At 64.4% G+C, this 14286-nt stretch carries 15 protein-coding genes; 13 read left to right on the top strand and 2 right to left on the bottom strand.

The window, feature by feature from the left end; genetic code table 11:
- Positions 1-221 precede the first annotated feature (221 nt).
- The 8 genes from rsxA (at position 222) to gloA (ending at position 7652) form a co-directional block, all read left to right on the top strand.
- The gene (gene rsxA, locus ACNPAA_RS19235) at positions 222-803 is read left to right on the top strand and encodes an electron transport complex subunit RsxA (RefSeq protein WP_039038677.1); all 582 of its coding nucleotides are present in this window, start codon (positions 222-224) and stop codon (positions 801-803) included.
- Positions 804-807: 4 nt separating this feature from the next.
- Positions 808-1374, top strand: a complete 567-nt coding sequence (gene rsxB, locus ACNPAA_RS19230; RefSeq protein ID WP_049636131.1) for an electron transport complex subunit RsxB — start codon at positions 808-810, stop codon at positions 1372-1374.
- 14 nt (positions 1375-1388) lie between these two features.
- Positions 1389-4004 carry an electron transport complex subunit RsxC gene (gene rsxC / locus ACNPAA_RS19225; RefSeq protein WP_201872981.1) on the top strand — a complete coding sequence of 872 codons (2616 nt, stop codon included), beginning with the start codon at positions 1389-1391 and terminating at the stop codon, positions 4002-4004.
- A gap of 3 nt (positions 4005-4007) precedes the next feature.
- Complete coding sequence (gene rsxD, locus ACNPAA_RS19220; protein ID WP_201872983.1) at positions 4008-5060, top strand: electron transport complex subunit RsxD; 1053 nt, start codon at positions 4008-4010, stop codon at positions 5058-5060.
- A gap of 43 nt (positions 5061-5103) precedes the next feature.
- The gene (gene rsxG, locus ACNPAA_RS19215) at positions 5104-5736 is read left to right on the top strand and encodes an electron transport complex subunit RsxG (protein ID WP_103261835.1); all 633 of its coding nucleotides are present in this window, start codon (positions 5104-5106) and stop codon (positions 5734-5736) included.
- Positions 5737-5752: 16 nt separating this feature from the next.
- Positions 5753-6511 (top strand): electron transport complex subunit E, encoded by a 759-nt coding sequence (locus ACNPAA_RS19210; RefSeq protein ID WP_010674312.1) that lies wholly within the window; start codon positions 5753-5755, stop codon positions 6509-6511.
- 14 nt (positions 6512-6525) lie between these two features.
- Entirely contained in the window at positions 6526-7167 is a 642-nt protein-coding gene (gene nth, locus ACNPAA_RS19205; RefSeq protein WP_005302279.1) for an endonuclease III, read from the top strand.
- A 77-nt stretch (positions 7168-7244) separates the two neighbouring features.
- On the top strand, positions 7245-7652 hold the full coding sequence (gene gloA, locus ACNPAA_RS19200; RefSeq protein ID WP_039038673.1) for a lactoylglutathione lyase: 408 nt from the start codon (positions 7245-7247) through the stop codon (positions 7650-7652).
- Between the two features lie 69 nt (positions 7653-7721).
- On the opposite strand, the gene ACNPAA_RS19195 is transcribed toward gloA, so the two are convergent.
- On the bottom strand, positions 7722-9353 hold the full coding sequence (locus ACNPAA_RS19195) for a methyl-accepting chemotaxis protein (protein ID WP_201872984.1): 1632 nt from the start codon (positions 9351-9353) through the stop codon (positions 7722-7724).
- 295 nt (positions 9354-9648) lie between these two features.
- On the opposite strand from ACNPAA_RS19195, the gene ACNPAA_RS19190 reads away from it, so the two are divergent.
- The 5 genes from ACNPAA_RS19190 to ACNPAA_RS19170 all read left to right on the top strand — a co-directional run bounded on the left by ACNPAA_RS19190 (position 9649) and on the right by ACNPAA_RS19170 (position 14065).
- Positions 9649-10578, top strand: a complete 930-nt coding sequence (locus ACNPAA_RS19190; protein ID WP_201872985.1) for a ZIP family metal transporter — start codon at positions 9649-9651, stop codon at positions 10576-10578.
- Positions 10579-10720: 142 nt separating this feature from the next.
- On the top strand, positions 10721-11479 hold the full coding sequence (locus tag ACNPAA_RS19185) for a substrate-binding periplasmic protein (RefSeq protein WP_201872987.1): 759 nt from the start codon (positions 10721-10723) through the stop codon (positions 11477-11479).
- A gap of 99 nt (positions 11480-11578) precedes the next feature.
- Complete coding sequence (gene mtnN / locus ACNPAA_RS19180) at positions 11579-12271, top strand: 5'-methylthioadenosine/S-adenosylhomocysteine nucleosidase (protein WP_069784685.1); 693 nt, start codon at positions 11579-11581, stop codon at positions 12269-12271.
- Between the two features lie 26 nt (positions 12272-12297).
- On the top strand, positions 12298-13230 hold the full coding sequence (locus ACNPAA_RS19175; protein ID WP_201872988.1) for a cobalamin biosynthesis protein CobD/CbiB: 933 nt from the start codon (positions 12298-12300) through the stop codon (positions 13228-13230).
- Positions 13223-14065, top strand: a complete 843-nt coding sequence (locus ACNPAA_RS19170) for a cobalamin-binding protein (protein WP_201872989.1) — start codon at positions 13223-13225, stop codon at positions 14063-14065. Before ACNPAA_RS19175 ends, ACNPAA_RS19170 begins: the two co-directional genes overlap by 8 nt.
- A gap of 103 nt (positions 14066-14168) precedes the next feature.
- Here ACNPAA_RS19170 and ACNPAA_RS19165 read toward each other — a convergent pair.
- On the bottom strand, positions 14169-14286 hold a 118-nt coding region (locus ACNPAA_RS19165), incomplete at its 5' end, for a transposase (RefSeq protein ID WP_146054411.1).

Below are 14286 nucleotides of genomic sequence, written 5' to 3'. Positions count from 1 at the left end.
AGGCGTGGTGCAATCAGGCCGCCCGATGAAGCAGGAACCCGGTACTGCGCGAGCAGCTATCACCCAGTAATGGGAATCCCCCTCCTGTGACGCGAAGCGCTAAGGTGGGGGAGGATGTCAAGAATTGGGCATTCGAATAATAACCATACGGCCTTGCGGTTGTCTAAAGGCACCTAACATCAGATAATACGGCCGCCTTCATACCGGATAACCCATCTTCAATGACTGAGTACCTGCTTTTACTGGTCGGCACCGTGCTGATCAACAACTTCGTGCTGGTGAAGTTCCTCGGCCTTTGCCCCTTCATGGGTGTCTCCGGCAAGCTGGAAACCGCCATCGGCATGGGTCTGGCCACCACCTTCGTCATGACGCTGGCCAGCGCCTGCTCCTATCTGATGGAGCACTATATCCTGATCCCGCTGGAGATCGCCTACCTGCGCACCCTGGGCTTCATTCTGGTGATCGCCGTGGTGGTCCAGTTCACCGAGATGGTGATCCGCAAGAGCAGCCCGACCCTCTATCGCCTGCTCGGCATCTTCCTGCCGCTCATCACCACCAACTGTGCCGTGCTCGGCGTGGCGCTGCTCAGCATCAACGAGCGCCACAACTTCATCCAGAGCATCATCTACGGCTTCGGGGCCGCCGTCGGCTTCTCCCTGGTGCTGATCCTGTTTGCCGCCATGCGTGAGCGGCTGGTGGCTGCCGACGTGCCGGCACCGTTTCGTGGCGTCTCCATCGCCATGGTCACCGCTGGCCTGATGTCGCTGGCCTTCATGGGCTTTACCGGCCTCATCAAGATATAACGCTATGATTCACATACTCTTTGCCATTCTGGTGCTGGCCCTGCTTGCCCTGGCCTTCGGCATCATTCTCGGCTTTGCCGCCGTCAAGTTTCATGTGCAGGCCGATCCCATCGTCGATCAGCTCGATGCTCTGTTGCCCCAGACCCAGTGCGGCCAGTGCGGTTACCCGGGCTGCAAACCCTACGCAGAAGCCCTGGCCAATGGCGACAAGATCAACAAGTGCGTGCCCGGTGGCGACGCCACCATGCGCAAGATTGCCGACCTGATGGGGGTCGAGCCCCAGTCTCTGGACGGCGGTGAAGACGCGGCAATCCCCGTCAAGAAGGTGGCCTTCATTCACGAAGACATGTGCATCGGTTGCACCAAGTGCATCCAGGCCTGTCCGGTCGACGCCATCCTGGGTGCCACCAAGGCGATGCACACCGTCATCGAGGCCGAGTGCACCGGGTGCGACCTCTGCGTCGACCCCTGCCCGACCGACTGTATCGAAATGATCCCGGTGCCGACCACGGTCGACAACTGGAAATGGGATCTGGCCAAGGTCGCCATTCCGGTCAAGATAGTGGAATAAACAGCGGAGTAACCATGCAGCATCTGCTCGAACGCATCAAAGCCGGCACTCTGTGGGATTTTCACGGCGGCATCCATCCCCCCGAGAACAAGCACCAGTCCAGCCTGACCCCCGTCGTTGACGCGGGCCTTCCCCCCCAGCTCATCATTCCGGTGCGTCAGCACGCGGGTCCGGCCGGCGAACTGCTGGTGCGGGTGGGGGACAAGGTCAAGAAGGGGCAACCCCTCACCCGTTTTGACAAGGGGCGCATCGTGCCGGTGCACGCTTCCACCTCGGGCACCATCACCGCCATCGAGCAGCACACGGTGGCGCACCCCTCCGGTCTTGACGATCTCTGCATCCTCCTCACCCCGGACGGAGACGATGCCTGGGGCGAGCGCACACCCCAGCCTGACTACTGGAACCTGGAGCGGGGGGCGTTGCTCGAACGCATCCAGCAGGCCGGCATCGCCGGGCTCGGCGGCGCCGTCTTCCCGACCCACAGCAAGCTCGACGGCCGTGGCCAGCTCACCGAGATCCTCATCGTCAACGGGCTGGAGTGCGAACCCTACATCACCACAGATGACCGTCTGATGCAGGAATACGCCGACGAGATCATGGACGGCATCCGGGTACTCAAGCACCTGCTCAAGCCCAAGCTCACCCTGATCGGGGTGGAAGACAACAAACCGGCGGCCATCGAGGCCCTGACCCGCCATGCCAGCGACGCCGACGTGCTGGTCAAGTCGGTACCGACCAAGTACCCCTCCGGCGGCGCCAAACAGACCATAGAGCTGCTCACCGGACGCCAGGTGCCCAAGGGAGGCCGGGCGGTGGACATGGGCATCATGGTGCTCAACGTCGCCACCGTCTTTGCCATCAAGCGCGCCATCATCGACGGCGAGCCGCTCATCGAGCGCATCGTCACCCTCACCGGCGACGCCTTCAAGAAACCCGGCAATGCCTGGGTGCGTCTGGGCACGCCGGTACGCTGGCTGCTCCAGCGTTTCGAGCTGCAACCGGAGGCGGATCAGCGGGTCATCATGGGGGGCCCCATGATGGGCTTCACCCTGCCCCACGCCATGGTCCCCGTGGTCAAGGCCACCAACTGCCTGCTCTCCCCCACCCGCGCCGAGCTGCCGCCCCCCGGCCCGGAACAGGCCTGCATCCGTTGCAGTGCCTGCGCCGATGCCTGCCCCGCCACCCTGCTGCCCCAGGAGCTTTACTGGTACAGCCGGGTCAAGGAGTACGACAAGGCCGAGAAGCTCAACCTGTTCGACTGTATCGAGTGCGGCGCCTGTGCCTGGGTCTGCCCGAGCGAGATCCCGCTGGTGCAGTACTACAAGATCGCCAAGGATGACATCCGCGAGGCCCGTGCCGAGGCCGAGAAGGCCGAACGTGCCAAGCAGCGCTTCGAGGCCAAGCAGGCTCGCTTCGAGCGTGAGAAGGCGGCCCGCGAAGCCCGCCACGCCGAGGCCGCAGCCCAGCGTCGCCAGGCCATGACGACGGCCGGGGGCGAAGATCCGGTCGCCGCCGCCCTGGCCCGCATCAAGGCCAAACAGGAGACGGCCCAGGTGGCCGTGAGTGAACCCGCACCGGACAACGAGGCCATGATTGCCGCCCGTGAGGCACGCAAGCAGGAGGCCATCGCCCGTCGTGCCGCCAAGGCCGCCAATGGCGAGGGCAATGGGCTGGCTGACACCCCGGCACCTGGGGAGCAACATCCCAAGGCAGAGCAGGATCCCAAGAAAGCCGCCATCGCCGCCGCCCTGGCACGTGCCAAGGCCAAGAAGGCCGCCCAGGCGCAAGGTGACGGGCCGGTGGTCGCAGGTGAGACATCCGTGAACACAACCGATAACGCCGTTGAGGCCCCGGCCGCCGCATCCGAACCCGCCGCAGAGGTGGACCCCAAGAAGGCGGCCATTGCCGCCGCCATCGCCCGGGCCAAGGCCAAGAAAGCCGTCCAGGCGCAAGGTGACGGGCCGGTGGTCGCGGGTGAGACATCCGTGAACACAACCGATAACGCCGTTGAGGCCCCGGCCGCCGCAGAGGTGGACCCCAAGAAAGCGGCCATTGCCGCCGCCATCGCCCGGGCCAAGGCCAAGAAAGCCGCACAGGCCCAAGGTGACGGGCCGGTGGTCGCGGGTGAGACATCCGTGAACACAACCGAACACGCCGTTGAGGCCTCGGCCGCCGCATCCGAACCCGCCGCAGAAGTGGATCCCAAGAAGGCGGCCATTGCCGCCGCCATCGCCCGCGCCAAGTCCAAGAAGGCCGCCCAGGCGCAAGGTGATGGGCCTGTGCTCGCGGGTGAGACATCCGTGAACACAAGCGATAACGCCGTTGAGGCCCCGGCCGCCGCATCCGGACCCGCCGCCGAGGTGGACCCCAAGAAGGCGGCCATCGCCGCCGCCATCGCCCGGGCCAAGGCCAAGAAGGCTGCTCAGGCGCAAGGTGATGGGCCGGTGGTCGCGGATAAGACATCCGTGAACACAACCGAACACGCCGTTGAGGCCCCGGCCGCCGCATCCGGACCCGCCGCCGAGGTGGACCCCAAGAAGGCGGCCATCGCCGCCGCCATCGCCCGGGCCAAAGCCAAGAAGCTGGCGGCCGAGGCTGCCTCCTCCCCTTCGACCGACAAGAGCCACTGATCCATGTTCAATATCGCGAGTGCGCCTTTTGCCCACAACCGCAAACAGACCCAGACCCTGATGGTGCTGGTGATCCTGGCCTGCCTGCCCGGCTTCCTGGCACAGACCTGGTTCTTCGGCTGGGGGACCCTGATCCAGATCCTGCTGGCGCTGGTCACGGCCCTGGGTTCGGAGGCCCTGGTCCTTCGCCTGCGCGGCCGCCCCGTCAAACCGGCCCTGCTGGATGGCAGCGCGGCGCTCACCGCCGTGCTCATCGGTCTCTCCCTGCCCCCCCTGCTGCCCTGGTGGATGCTGGTGCTGGGCACGGCGTTCGCCATCATCATCGCCAAGCATCTCTATGGCGGGCTCGGTCAGAACCTGTTCAATCCTGCCATGGTGGCCTATGTGCTGCTGCTGGTCTCCTTCCCGGTCCAGATGACCAGCTGGCTGCCCCCTTCCAGCATCGCCGCCTACGACATCGGCTTCGCCGATGCGGCCTCGGTGATCTTCACCGGCTTCAGCCTCGACGGCTACAGCATGCTGCAGCTCAAGCAGGGGGTGGATGGCCTGACCATGGCCACGCCGCTGGATACCTTAAAGACCGGGCTGACCCAGGGGCTGACCGCCACCGAAGTGATGACCCACACCGTCTTCGAGGGCTGGGGTGGCATCGGCTGGAGCTGGGTCAACCTCGGCTACCTGCTGGGAGGCCTCTTCCTGCTCCAGCAGAAAGTGATCAACTGGCGCATTCCGACTGCCGTGCTGGGCGCATTGCTGCTCGCTGCCACCCTGGGCTATCTGGCTACCCCGGATGCCACCGCCACCCCCATGCTGCACCTGTTCAGCGGTGCCACCATGCTCGGGGCCTTCTTCATCGCCACCGATCCGGTGAGTGCCAGCACCACCGCAAAGGGGCGCCTCGTCTACGGTGTGCTCATCGGCGTGCTGGTCTATGTCATCCGCCGTTTTGGCGGCTATCCGGATGCCTTCGCCTTCGCCGTGTTGCTGGCCAACCTGTGCGTTCCCCTGATTGACAGTCTGACCCGCCCCAAGGTCTATGGAGCCCGTCGCAAATGAACCCCCATCTGAATTGCCGCAGACGCGAGACAGGGAGCCTCCCATGTTGAAAAGCATGCGCAAGAATGGCCTGACCCTGGCCCTCTTTGCCCTCGGCTGCACCGCCATGGTGGTGCTGACCAACGAACTGACCCGGGATCGCATCGCCCACCAGCAAGAGCTGGAGAAGCTGCGCACCCTGCAGGCCCTGCTGCCCGAGGGGAGTTATGACAACGATCTGGTGGCCAGTTGCAAGCTGGTCAGCAGCCGGGAATACCTGGGCAGCGATGAGCCCATGCCCCTCTATACCGCCACTCTCAAAGGGGTGCATACCGGCTACGCGCTGGAAACCGTGGCCCCCGATGGTTACAGTGGAGCCATTCGCATGGTGGTCGGCACCGATGCCAAGGGGGCCGTCAGTGCGGTCAGGGTGCTGGCCCACAAGGAAACCCCGGGGCTTGGTGACAAGATAGAGCTGAAGAAATCCAGCTGGATCGACAGCTTCACCGGCAAGTCCCTCACGACCGACAACGACACCACCTGGGCGGTGAAGAAGGATGGCGGCGAATTCGACGCCTTCACCGGAGCCACCATCACCCCGCGGGCCGTGGTCAAGGCGGTGAAAAATTTGCTGAGGCTGCAACAGGAGCACCCCGAACTGCTGCACGATGCCCCCTCCTGCCATACCAACCCCTAACGCCGGAGCACACGCAATGGAACAAGTCGACGTGATTGACACGGCCAGCCAACCCGCCGGGGAAAGTGGCCGCCGCGAAGAGCTCAAGGAGCTGATGCTGCAGGGACTGTGGAAGAACAACCCCTCCCTGGTGCAGGTGCTGGGACTCTGCCCCACCCTGGCGGTCTCCTCCACCTTTACCAATGCGCTGGGGCTCGGCCTTGCCACCATGGTGGTACTGGTCTGCTCCAACCTCGCCGTCTCCCTGGTGCGCAACTGGGTGCCCAAGGATATCCGCATCCCGGTCTACGTGATGATCATCGCGGCCCTGGTGACCAGCGTGCAGCTGTTGATGAACGCCTACACCTACGGCCTCTATCAGGCGCTCGGCATCTTCATCGCCCTCATCGTCACCAACTGCGTCATCATCGGCCGCGCCGAAGCCTATGCCTCCAAGAACCCGCCCCTGCTTGCCGCCCTCGACGGCTTCATGATGGGGCTGGGCTTTACCCTGGTGCTGCTGGTACTGGGGGGCCTTCGCGAGATCATCGGCATGGGCACCCTGTTTGACGGTGCCGAGCTGCTGCTGGGTGACTGGGCCAAGTCATTGCGCGTCGAGCTGTTCCACGCCGACGCCAGCCTGCTGCTGGCGATCCTGCCCCCCGGCGGCTTCATCGGCCTCGGTTTGATGATCGCCGGCAAAAACGCCATCAACGACTGGATGGGCCGCAAGCAGAGTGCCGAGAAGGCCCACTGCACCGTGCCGGCGGCAGGCGCCCGCACGACCCAGCTCTGAGACAAGAGAGAGCCATGAACAACCAGAAACGCAGGCTGATCCTGGAGCGGTTGCGCGATGACAACCCCCATCCCACCACAGAGCTCAACTTCACCACGCCCTTCGAGCTGCTCATCGCCGTGCTGCTCTCGGCCCAGGCCACCGATGTCAGCGTCAACAAGGCCACCGACAAGCTCTATCCGGTGGCCAACACCCCCCAGGCCATGCTGGATCTGGGGGTGGACGGGGTCAAGGAGTACATCAAGACCATTGGCCTCTTCAACACCAAGGCCGAGAACGTCATCAAGACCTGCGCCATTTTGCTGGAGCGCCACGGCGGCGAGGTGCCGGAGAATCGCGAGGCCCTCGAGGCCCTGCCCGGCGTCGGCCGCAAGACGGCCAACGTGGTGCTCAACACCGCCTTCGGCTGGCCCACCATCGCCGTCGACACCCATATCTTCCGGGTCTCCAACCGCACCGGCTTTGCCGTGGGCAAGAACGTCGATCAGGTGGAGGAGAAGCTGCTCAAGGTGGTCCCCGCCGAGTTCAAGCTGGACGTGCATCACTGGCTCATCCTGCACGGACGTTACACCTGTCTCGCCCGCAAGCCCCGCTGCGGCTCCTGCATCATCGAAGATTTGTGCGAATACAAAGAGAAGGTCTATCCCGAGAGTTGATCTGCAGGCCTCTGCGGATCCGGTCTCGGGCCATGGATTCAAGGCAGTACCAATCCACCAACCCGGAGAATTGAGCAATGAGAATTCTGCATACCATGTTGCGCGTCGGCGATCTGCAACGTTCCATCGACTTCTACACCCGAGTGCTGGGCATGACACTGCTGCGCAAGAGCGAGAACAGCGAATACAAGTACACCCTGGCCTTCGTCGGCTACGGCGACGAGAAGGATGAAGCCGTCATCGAGCTCACCTACAACTGGGGGGTGAGCGAGTACGAGCTCGGTTCTGCCTATGGCCACATCGCCCTGGAAGCGGACGACATCTATGCCACCTGCGAGGCACTGCGCGCCGCCGGCGCCAAGATCACCCGCGAGCCGGGCCCGGTGAAGGGCGGCACCACCGTCATCGCCTTCGTGGAAGACCCGGACGGTTACAAGATTGAGCTGATTGCCAAGAAAGACGCCGGTAACGGCCTGGGCGCCTGAGCCCACGCCGCCTGGCGGTGAGAAAAACAACGGGGCCCAGGGCCCCGTTTTTATTGGCTGCAACCACCGTCAGGCCAGGCGGAAGCGCCCCATGCTCTGGCGCAGACCCGCCGCCAGCTGGCTCAGCTCCAGACAGGCTTTGGCGGTGTGATCCGCGCCGGTCGCGACCTCGTTGGAGGAGTCGTTGATGCGCGCCACGTTGCGGCCCAGTTCATCGGAGACCGCATCCTGCTCGCCACAGGCACTGGCAATCTGGATCGCCATGTCGGCTATCTGGGCCACCGCCTCTTCAATCTGACGAATGCCCACGCTGGTGCGTTCGCTCTGGCTCACGCACTGGCGGATCATCTCGCAACTCTGGCCGGTCACCGACTTCGCCCGGTTGGCACGAGCCTGCAGGGTCTCGATGATGGCGACGATTTCGCCGGTGGAGGCCTGGGTACGCCCCGCCAGGGTGCGCACCTCGTCGGCCACCACCGCAAAGCCGCGCCCCTGCTCACCGGCACGGGCCGCCTCGATGGCGGCATTGAGTGCCAGCAGGTTGGTCTGGTCGGCAATGCCGCGAATGACATCCACCACCAGGTTGATCTGGGCAGACTCTTTCTCCAGTTCACTCACCAGGTTACCCGCCTGCTCCATCTCACTGGCCACCCGGGTGATGGCATCCAGTGCCCCCTGCACATCCTGACTGCCGCGACGAGCCAGGGCATTGGCGGAGCTTGCCGACTCCGAGGCCACCTCGGTGTTGCCCGCCACATCCGCTACCGTCGCCTTCATCTGGGCCATGGCGGTGGCGACCTGGGCTATCTCCTGCTGCTGGCTCTGGATCCCCTGGGATGATTGCTCGGAGACCGCGCTCACCTCCTCGATGGCGGCCCCCAGCTGGGTCACGGCGGCGGCCACCTCCTCGATGAGCCCACGCAGGTTGTCCTGCATCTTGAGGGAGGCGCTGGCCAGCATCCCCAGTTCGTCCTGCCCGATGTGCTGGCGATCCAGCCGATGGGTCAGATCCCCCAGGGCGATGGCATTGGCCTGGGCCACCACGGCTTGCAGGGGCAGGCAGATCTGGCGGGTAAGGAACCAGGTCATGACCCCCATGAAGATCAGCAGGGTCGCGATGCTCACCACGGCAAAGGTCATCACCATGGTGACGCTGCCAAGCAGGCTGCCACGGTTCTCTTCCACAAAGCCAAGATTCACCTTCACCAGGGCACGCACCGCCAGCTCCAGCTCGGTGTAGAGCCCGTTCGAGCGAAACAGCGCCTCCCTGGCCTCATCCCTGCTGCCCTGGAACAACAGGGCATCCACCTGGTTGACGGCCCCCAGATATTGCAGCCACTGCTGCTTGACGCGGTTGAAGGCCTGACGTTCATGCTCGGCCCCCACGGTTGCCTCGTAGGCATCCATGACCTGCTGCACCTTGCCCAGGCTCTCCTGGATGCGGGCGCGGCGAACCTGCCTGTCGACGGCATCTTCCACCATCAGCAGGGCAAACTGGGCACGGCGCACATAGGAGACGTCGTAGAGCAGGTTGTCCACCGAGAGCACGCTTGGCAGGGTGGAGTCGGTGAAGTTCAATACCCGATCCCGAATGTCCCGCAGTTCGGTGGCGAGAAACAGGCCGAAGACGGCGCTGATGACGGCAATGACCGCAAAGACGGCGGCAATCTTCTTGCCGATGGAGAGGTGCTTGTAAGACATGTTGGCTGGTGATCCTCGACTGCAGTTGTGCAGTGACACAATGATCACATCCGTGTAAGCGGTGACCCGAGACTCCTGACGGGAAATGACGATGGGAGCGAAGAGAGGGGATCCCTTGCTTCCCGCTCGCCCCATGCCGGGCCTTGTGCCCGCCACGAGGCTGCCAGCACAGGAGCGACCAGCTCGACGCAAAACTTGAGCCGATTGCCACAATCGGTCCGCCGTCATGGACAAAGCAGGGGCCAGGTTATGTAATGGCCGCTCGTCTCTCCCCATTCCTGTCTTCAGAGGCCCTATGGACAACGTATCGACCCTCTCCCCTTCCTGGTCTGTCCAACTGCGCGAGCAGATAGCGGATCGCCCCCTCATCGCCCTGGGGCTGCTGCTCGCCCTGGTCGCCGTGCTGCTGCTCCTGGTGCAGAGTCTCGTCATGCTGGCCGCAGGGGAGATAACGCCCGGGGTACGCTATGGCCTCATTGGCGGCGCTGCGGGTTTTGCCGCCACGGCGCTGGGCGCCCTGCCAGCCCTGTTCCTGCGCGCCGTTCCCCAACGGGTGGAGGATGCCATGCTGGGGTTCGCCGCCGGCATGATGCTGGCGGCGAGCGCCTTCTCCCTGCTGCTGCCGGGGCTCGAGGCCGCCGAGGGGATCACGGGTGACGGCTTCCTCGCCGCCGCCGTGGTGGTGGCCGGCATGACCCTCGGGGTGCTGCTGATGCTGGGACTGGATCAATTCACCCCTCACGAACACGACAAAACCGGCCCCTGTGGTCCCGGCCATGAGAGCTGCTCACGGGTCTGGCTGTTCGTCTTCGCCATCGCCCTGCACAACCTGCCCGAAGGCATGGCCATCGGGGTCAGCTTCTCCCAGGGGGACATGACGGTGGGACTGCCCCTCACGACCGCCATTGCCCTGCAGGACATTCCCGAAGGGCTGGCGGTGGCGCTGGCCATGTGCGCAGCCGGTTTTCGCCCGCCGGTGGCCGTGCTGGTCGCCATCGGCAGCGGCCTGCTGGAACCGCTCGGCGCCCTGCTCGGGGTCGGACTCGCCAGCGGCATGGCCATCGCCTACCCCATCGGCCTCGGGCTCGCGGCTGGTGCCATGCTGTTTGTGGTCTCCCACGAAGTGATCCCGGAAACCCATCGCAACGGCCACCAGACCCACGCCACCCTGGGCCTGATGGTAGGCTTCGCCCTGATGATGACCCTCGACACCGCACTCGGCTGATCACCCCCCTCAAGCCCCGTGCGCCCGGTGACGACAGCGCGAACCCCTTGAAATAAGAAGGGGAAATCGCCTAATGTTGAGCCCCCGGCGCCCTTTGACTGGTTGATGTACGGCGCCTGAATCCCATCGGAAGCCTGCCCGGATGACCCTCAGGATAATCCTGCTGCTGTGCCTGCTTGTTCTCACCGCCAGGGCCATTGGCGCCACCGAGGTCTTTCATACGGCCGCACAACAGGCGTCGTCCCCCAAGTACGTGACGCTCCCCGACGGGCATGTCGGCGGGATCTGCGTCGATCTCTTCCGGCTCATGGAAGCGAGGGAGCCTGCCCTTCGCATTGAGGGAGATCAGCGCTTCCTGCCGCTGCGACGGCTGGAAAAGAAGGTGCAGCACGGCCAGCTGGACTTCATCTGCGGCGTGGGGGAGAGCCCGGCCAGGCGGGATCACTTCATCGTCCTGACCCCCGCCATCTTCACGGTGCGCTACCACCTGGCGGTGCGCCGTGACGATCCCGTCGAGATACGCAGCTGGCAGGATGTCAGGGCCCTCGGCCAGGGGGGCATCATCCTCATCAACCATGGCAGCGGCGCCATCGCCCGGCTCCAGAACATCGGCGGCCTCATCATCGACAGCGGCGGGATCAGCAACCAAGCCAACTACGAGAAGTTGTTGATGAAGCGCGGCCGTTTCGTCTACTACCGCTCCCCGGGGTTTGAGTCCGACTTGCGCGAACAGGGTCTGGCCGACAAGATCCGCATCCTCCCCACCGTGATGGAAGAGACTCCCTTCTACATCCTGTTCCATCGCCACAGTGCCCCAGAGCGCCTGACCCTGTTCGCCAACACCCTGCAACAGCTCGCAGACAGTGGTGAACTGGCCGCCCTGGCCAGACGCTACCCCTGACCCCCATCCGCGCCATCGCAATGCTCGGCGCCACCGCCAAGTTTTGCTATCATCCACGCCAACTTTTTCGGCCCAGCGGCCATCGAGACGAGGTAGATGATGAAAGTAGGTATTATCGGCGCCATGGAGCAGGAAGTGGCCCTGCTGCGCAGCCAGCTGAGCGAGCCCACCACCCTGCAACTGGGCGGCTGCGAGTTCTATCAGGGCAAGCTGGCCGGTAAAGAGGTTATCCTGACCCGCTCCGGCATCGGCAAGGTCGCCGCCAGCGTCGCCACCAGCCTGCTGCTGGAGAAGTTCGCTCCCGATTGCGTCATCAACACCGGTTCCGCCGGCGGCTTCGCCCAGGATCTGCACATCGGTGACGTGGTCATCGCGAGCGAGATGCGCTTCCACGACGTGGACGTGACCGCCTTCGGTTACGAGATGGGCCAGATGGCCCAGCAGCCCGCCGCCTTCCCCTGCGACGAAAAACTCATCGCCCTGGCACAAGCCTGCATTGCCGAGCAAGGCAAGCACCAGACCAAGATCGGGCTCATCTGCACCGGCGATCAGTTCATGTGCAAGCCGGACGCCATCGCGAAAGCCCGTGCCGACTTCCCGCAGATGCTGGCGGTGGAGATGGAAGGGGCCGCCATCGGCCAGGTGTGCCACATGTTCAAGGTGCCCTATCTGGTGGTACGGGCCATGTCGGACATCGCCGGCAAGGAGCAGGTGGAATCCTTCGATGCCTTCATCGAGGTGGCGGGTCAACACTCCGCCGAAGTGATCATCGCGCTGCTCGGCAAGCTGTGATCGACGCCCCCTCCTGGGATGCTCTGATGACCGCCCTCGCCTCCACGACGGCGGCCATCATGGTGGGGGCCGCCCTGCTGGAGGCCCTGCTGCCCTGGCCCGCACGCTTTCGACCCGGCGCAGCCGTGCCTCTGCTCACCCGCCTCGGCCAGAAGGTCTATCGCCCCGACGGCACGCCACGCCAGCAGAGCCAGGCCGGGCTCCTTGCCCTGCTGGTGGTCTGGGTGCCCTGCGCAGCCGGTCTCTGGGCGGTGCGCAATCTCTCCCTGTCCGAACCCCTGTTCGACCTCCTGTTCCTGCTGCTGATGCTCGAATCCCGCCCCTTGCGGGAACTCGCCCGAGGTAGCTGCGCCCTGGCGACCCAGGAGACGCTGGTCGTGGCGAGGCTGCAGGTCGCCCCCTGGCTCAAGCGGGAAACCGGCAAGCTCTCGGTGATGGGGTTGAACAAGGCGGTGAGCGAGACCTGCGTACTGCGCCTCGTCGGCCAGTGGGCCGCCCCCCTGCTGGGCTTCGCCCTGGCCGGGGTACAGGGTGCCCTGCTGGTGCGGCTCGCCCAGTTGACCCATCTGGCGTGGAACCCCAAGCAGAACGCGTTCGTCCACTTCGGCCGCCCTGCTGCGGCGCTCTATCAGGGTTTCTGCGCCCCTGCCATCCTGCTGCTGGCGCTCCCCCTGTGCCTGACCCAGGTGCGCGGGCTGGGCAACAGAGTGCGACCTGCGTTGCATTGGCCCCATCCCGCCATGGGGGTCCTGCTCGCGCTGCTGGCCCGGGCGACAGGCAGCCGACTCGGCGGCCCCCGCTACTATCAGGGCCAGCTGGTGCGCTTTCCGGTATTTGATGAGGGGAGCGAACCCGATGCCAACCTGCCCCTGCGCCTGCTGCAGCGTCTGCAACTGACCGGCTGGGGCTGGCTCGGGCTCTCGCTACTCCTGACATGGATGGAGCTCAATCATGGCTGATCGCGTTTCCCTTCGTGCCCTGGGCCTGTTTGTCTGCCTGCTGGGCACCTCACTGTGCGCCATGGCCACCCCGCCGCAGCGCATCGTGAGCCTCACTCCCCATCTGACGGAACTGCTGTTCGATATCGGCGCCGGGGATCGCGTGGTCGCCACCGACGATGCCTCCGATTACCCCGCCGACGTGGCCAACCTCCCCAGGGTGGCCAACTATCGCAGCATCAACCTCGAGGCGCTGCTGGCCCAGAAGCCGGATCTGGTAGTGGCCTGGCGCTCCGCCCAGGCCCGCATGCTGGGCCCGGTCGAGCGCCTCGGAATTCCCGTCTTCTACTCGGAGCCCACCGACTTTGCCTCCCTGGCTACCGAGATGCGCAGCCTGGGGCACCTTCTCGGGCTCACGTCCAGGGCCGACGAGCAAGCCCGCGCCTATCTGACCCGGCTCGACGCCCTGGCTGCGCGCTACGGCGAGCCCAAGCCCCTGTCTGTCTTCTATCAGCTCTGGTACCCGCCGCTCACCAGCGTCAATAATTCGACCTGGCCGGGGCAGGCCATCACCCTCTGCGGCGGACGCAACATCATGGCGACGACGGGAGCAGCCTACCCCCAGGTCGGGCTGGAGCAGGTGATCAAGGCCAATCCCGGGCTCATCCTGGCTGGCGGCTGGGATCCTTCCGTGCTGGATCACTGGCGGCAGTGGCCCATGCTGGACGCCGTCAAACACCAGCGGCTCGCCCTTATCAACGCCGATGAACTGCACCGCTTCACCCCCCGCGCCCTCAACGCGGTGGAGCAGATATGCGAGGCGATCGGGGCAATACACATGTCCAAAACCAAATAGTTCATAATCCCTCACCATTTGGTCTCTGAATTGCTATAAAAAGATAACGTCGTACATGGCTCAATATCATAAATAACTCAACGTCCCCCAAATAATATTTGGTTCATCGCGGCTTTCCGGGGAAGGCCGCCTTGATTTTCAGAAAAAAGTATTCTGAGTCCCTAAATCCATATGCCATGCGCTTTATCACTTTGATCTTGTTGTTCACCCCTTCCAGCACA

It is taken from the genome of Aeromonas sp. PS2Canimalfood6 (assembly GCF_048276795.1).
GTDB classification, from domain to species: Bacteria; Pseudomonadota; Gammaproteobacteria; order Enterobacterales; family Aeromonadaceae; genus Aeromonas; species Aeromonas caviae.
The sequence above is the reverse complement of the archived record's forward strand: the minus strand, read 5'-3'. Positions and strand labels throughout refer to the sequence as shown.

Coding starts and splice junctions, on each gene's coding strand:
- rsxA (WP_039038677.1), top strand. CDS start 222: ATGACTGAGTACCTGCTTTTACTGGTCGGCACCGTGCTGATCAACAAC.
- rsxB (WP_049636131.1), top strand. CDS start 808: ATGATTCACATACTCTTTGCCATTCTGGTGCTGGCCCTGCTTGCCCTG.
- rsxC (WP_201872981.1), top strand. CDS start 1,389: ATGCAGCATCTGCTCGAACGCATCAAAGCCGGCACTCTGTGGGATTTT.
- rsxD (WP_201872983.1), top strand. CDS start 4,008: ATGTTCAATATCGCGAGTGCGCCTTTTGCCCACAACCGCAAACAGACC.
- rsxG (WP_103261835.1), top strand. CDS start 5,104: ATGTTGAAAAGCATGCGCAAGAATGGCCTGACCCTGGCCCTCTTTGCC.
- ACNPAA_RS19210 (WP_010674312.1), top strand. CDS start 5,753: ATGGAACAAGTCGACGTGATTGACACGGCCAGCCAACCCGCCGGGGAA.
- nth (WP_005302279.1), top strand. CDS start 6,526: ATGAACAACCAGAAACGCAGGCTGATCCTGGAGCGGTTGCGCGATGAC.
- gloA (WP_039038673.1), top strand. CDS start 7,245: ATGAGAATTCTGCATACCATGTTGCGCGTCGGCGATCTGCAACGTTCC.
- ACNPAA_RS19195 (WP_201872984.1), bottom strand. CDS start 9,353: ATGTCTTACAAGCACCTCTCCATCGGCAAGAAGATTGCCGCCGTCTTT.
- ACNPAA_RS19190 (WP_201872985.1), top strand. CDS start 9,649: ATGGACAACGTATCGACCCTCTCCCCTTCCTGGTCTGTCCAACTGCGC.
- ACNPAA_RS19185 (WP_201872987.1), top strand. CDS start 10,721: ATGACCCTCAGGATAATCCTGCTGCTGTGCCTGCTTGTTCTCACCGCC.
- mtnN (WP_069784685.1), top strand. CDS start 11,579: ATGAAAGTAGGTATTATCGGCGCCATGGAGCAGGAAGTGGCCCTGCTG.
- ACNPAA_RS19175 (WP_201872988.1), top strand. CDS start 12,298: ATGACCGCCCTCGCCTCCACGACGGCGGCCATCATGGTGGGGGCCGCC.
- ACNPAA_RS19170 (WP_201872989.1), top strand. CDS start 13,223: ATGGCTGATCGCGTTTCCCTTCGTGCCCTGGGCCTGTTTGTCTGCCTG.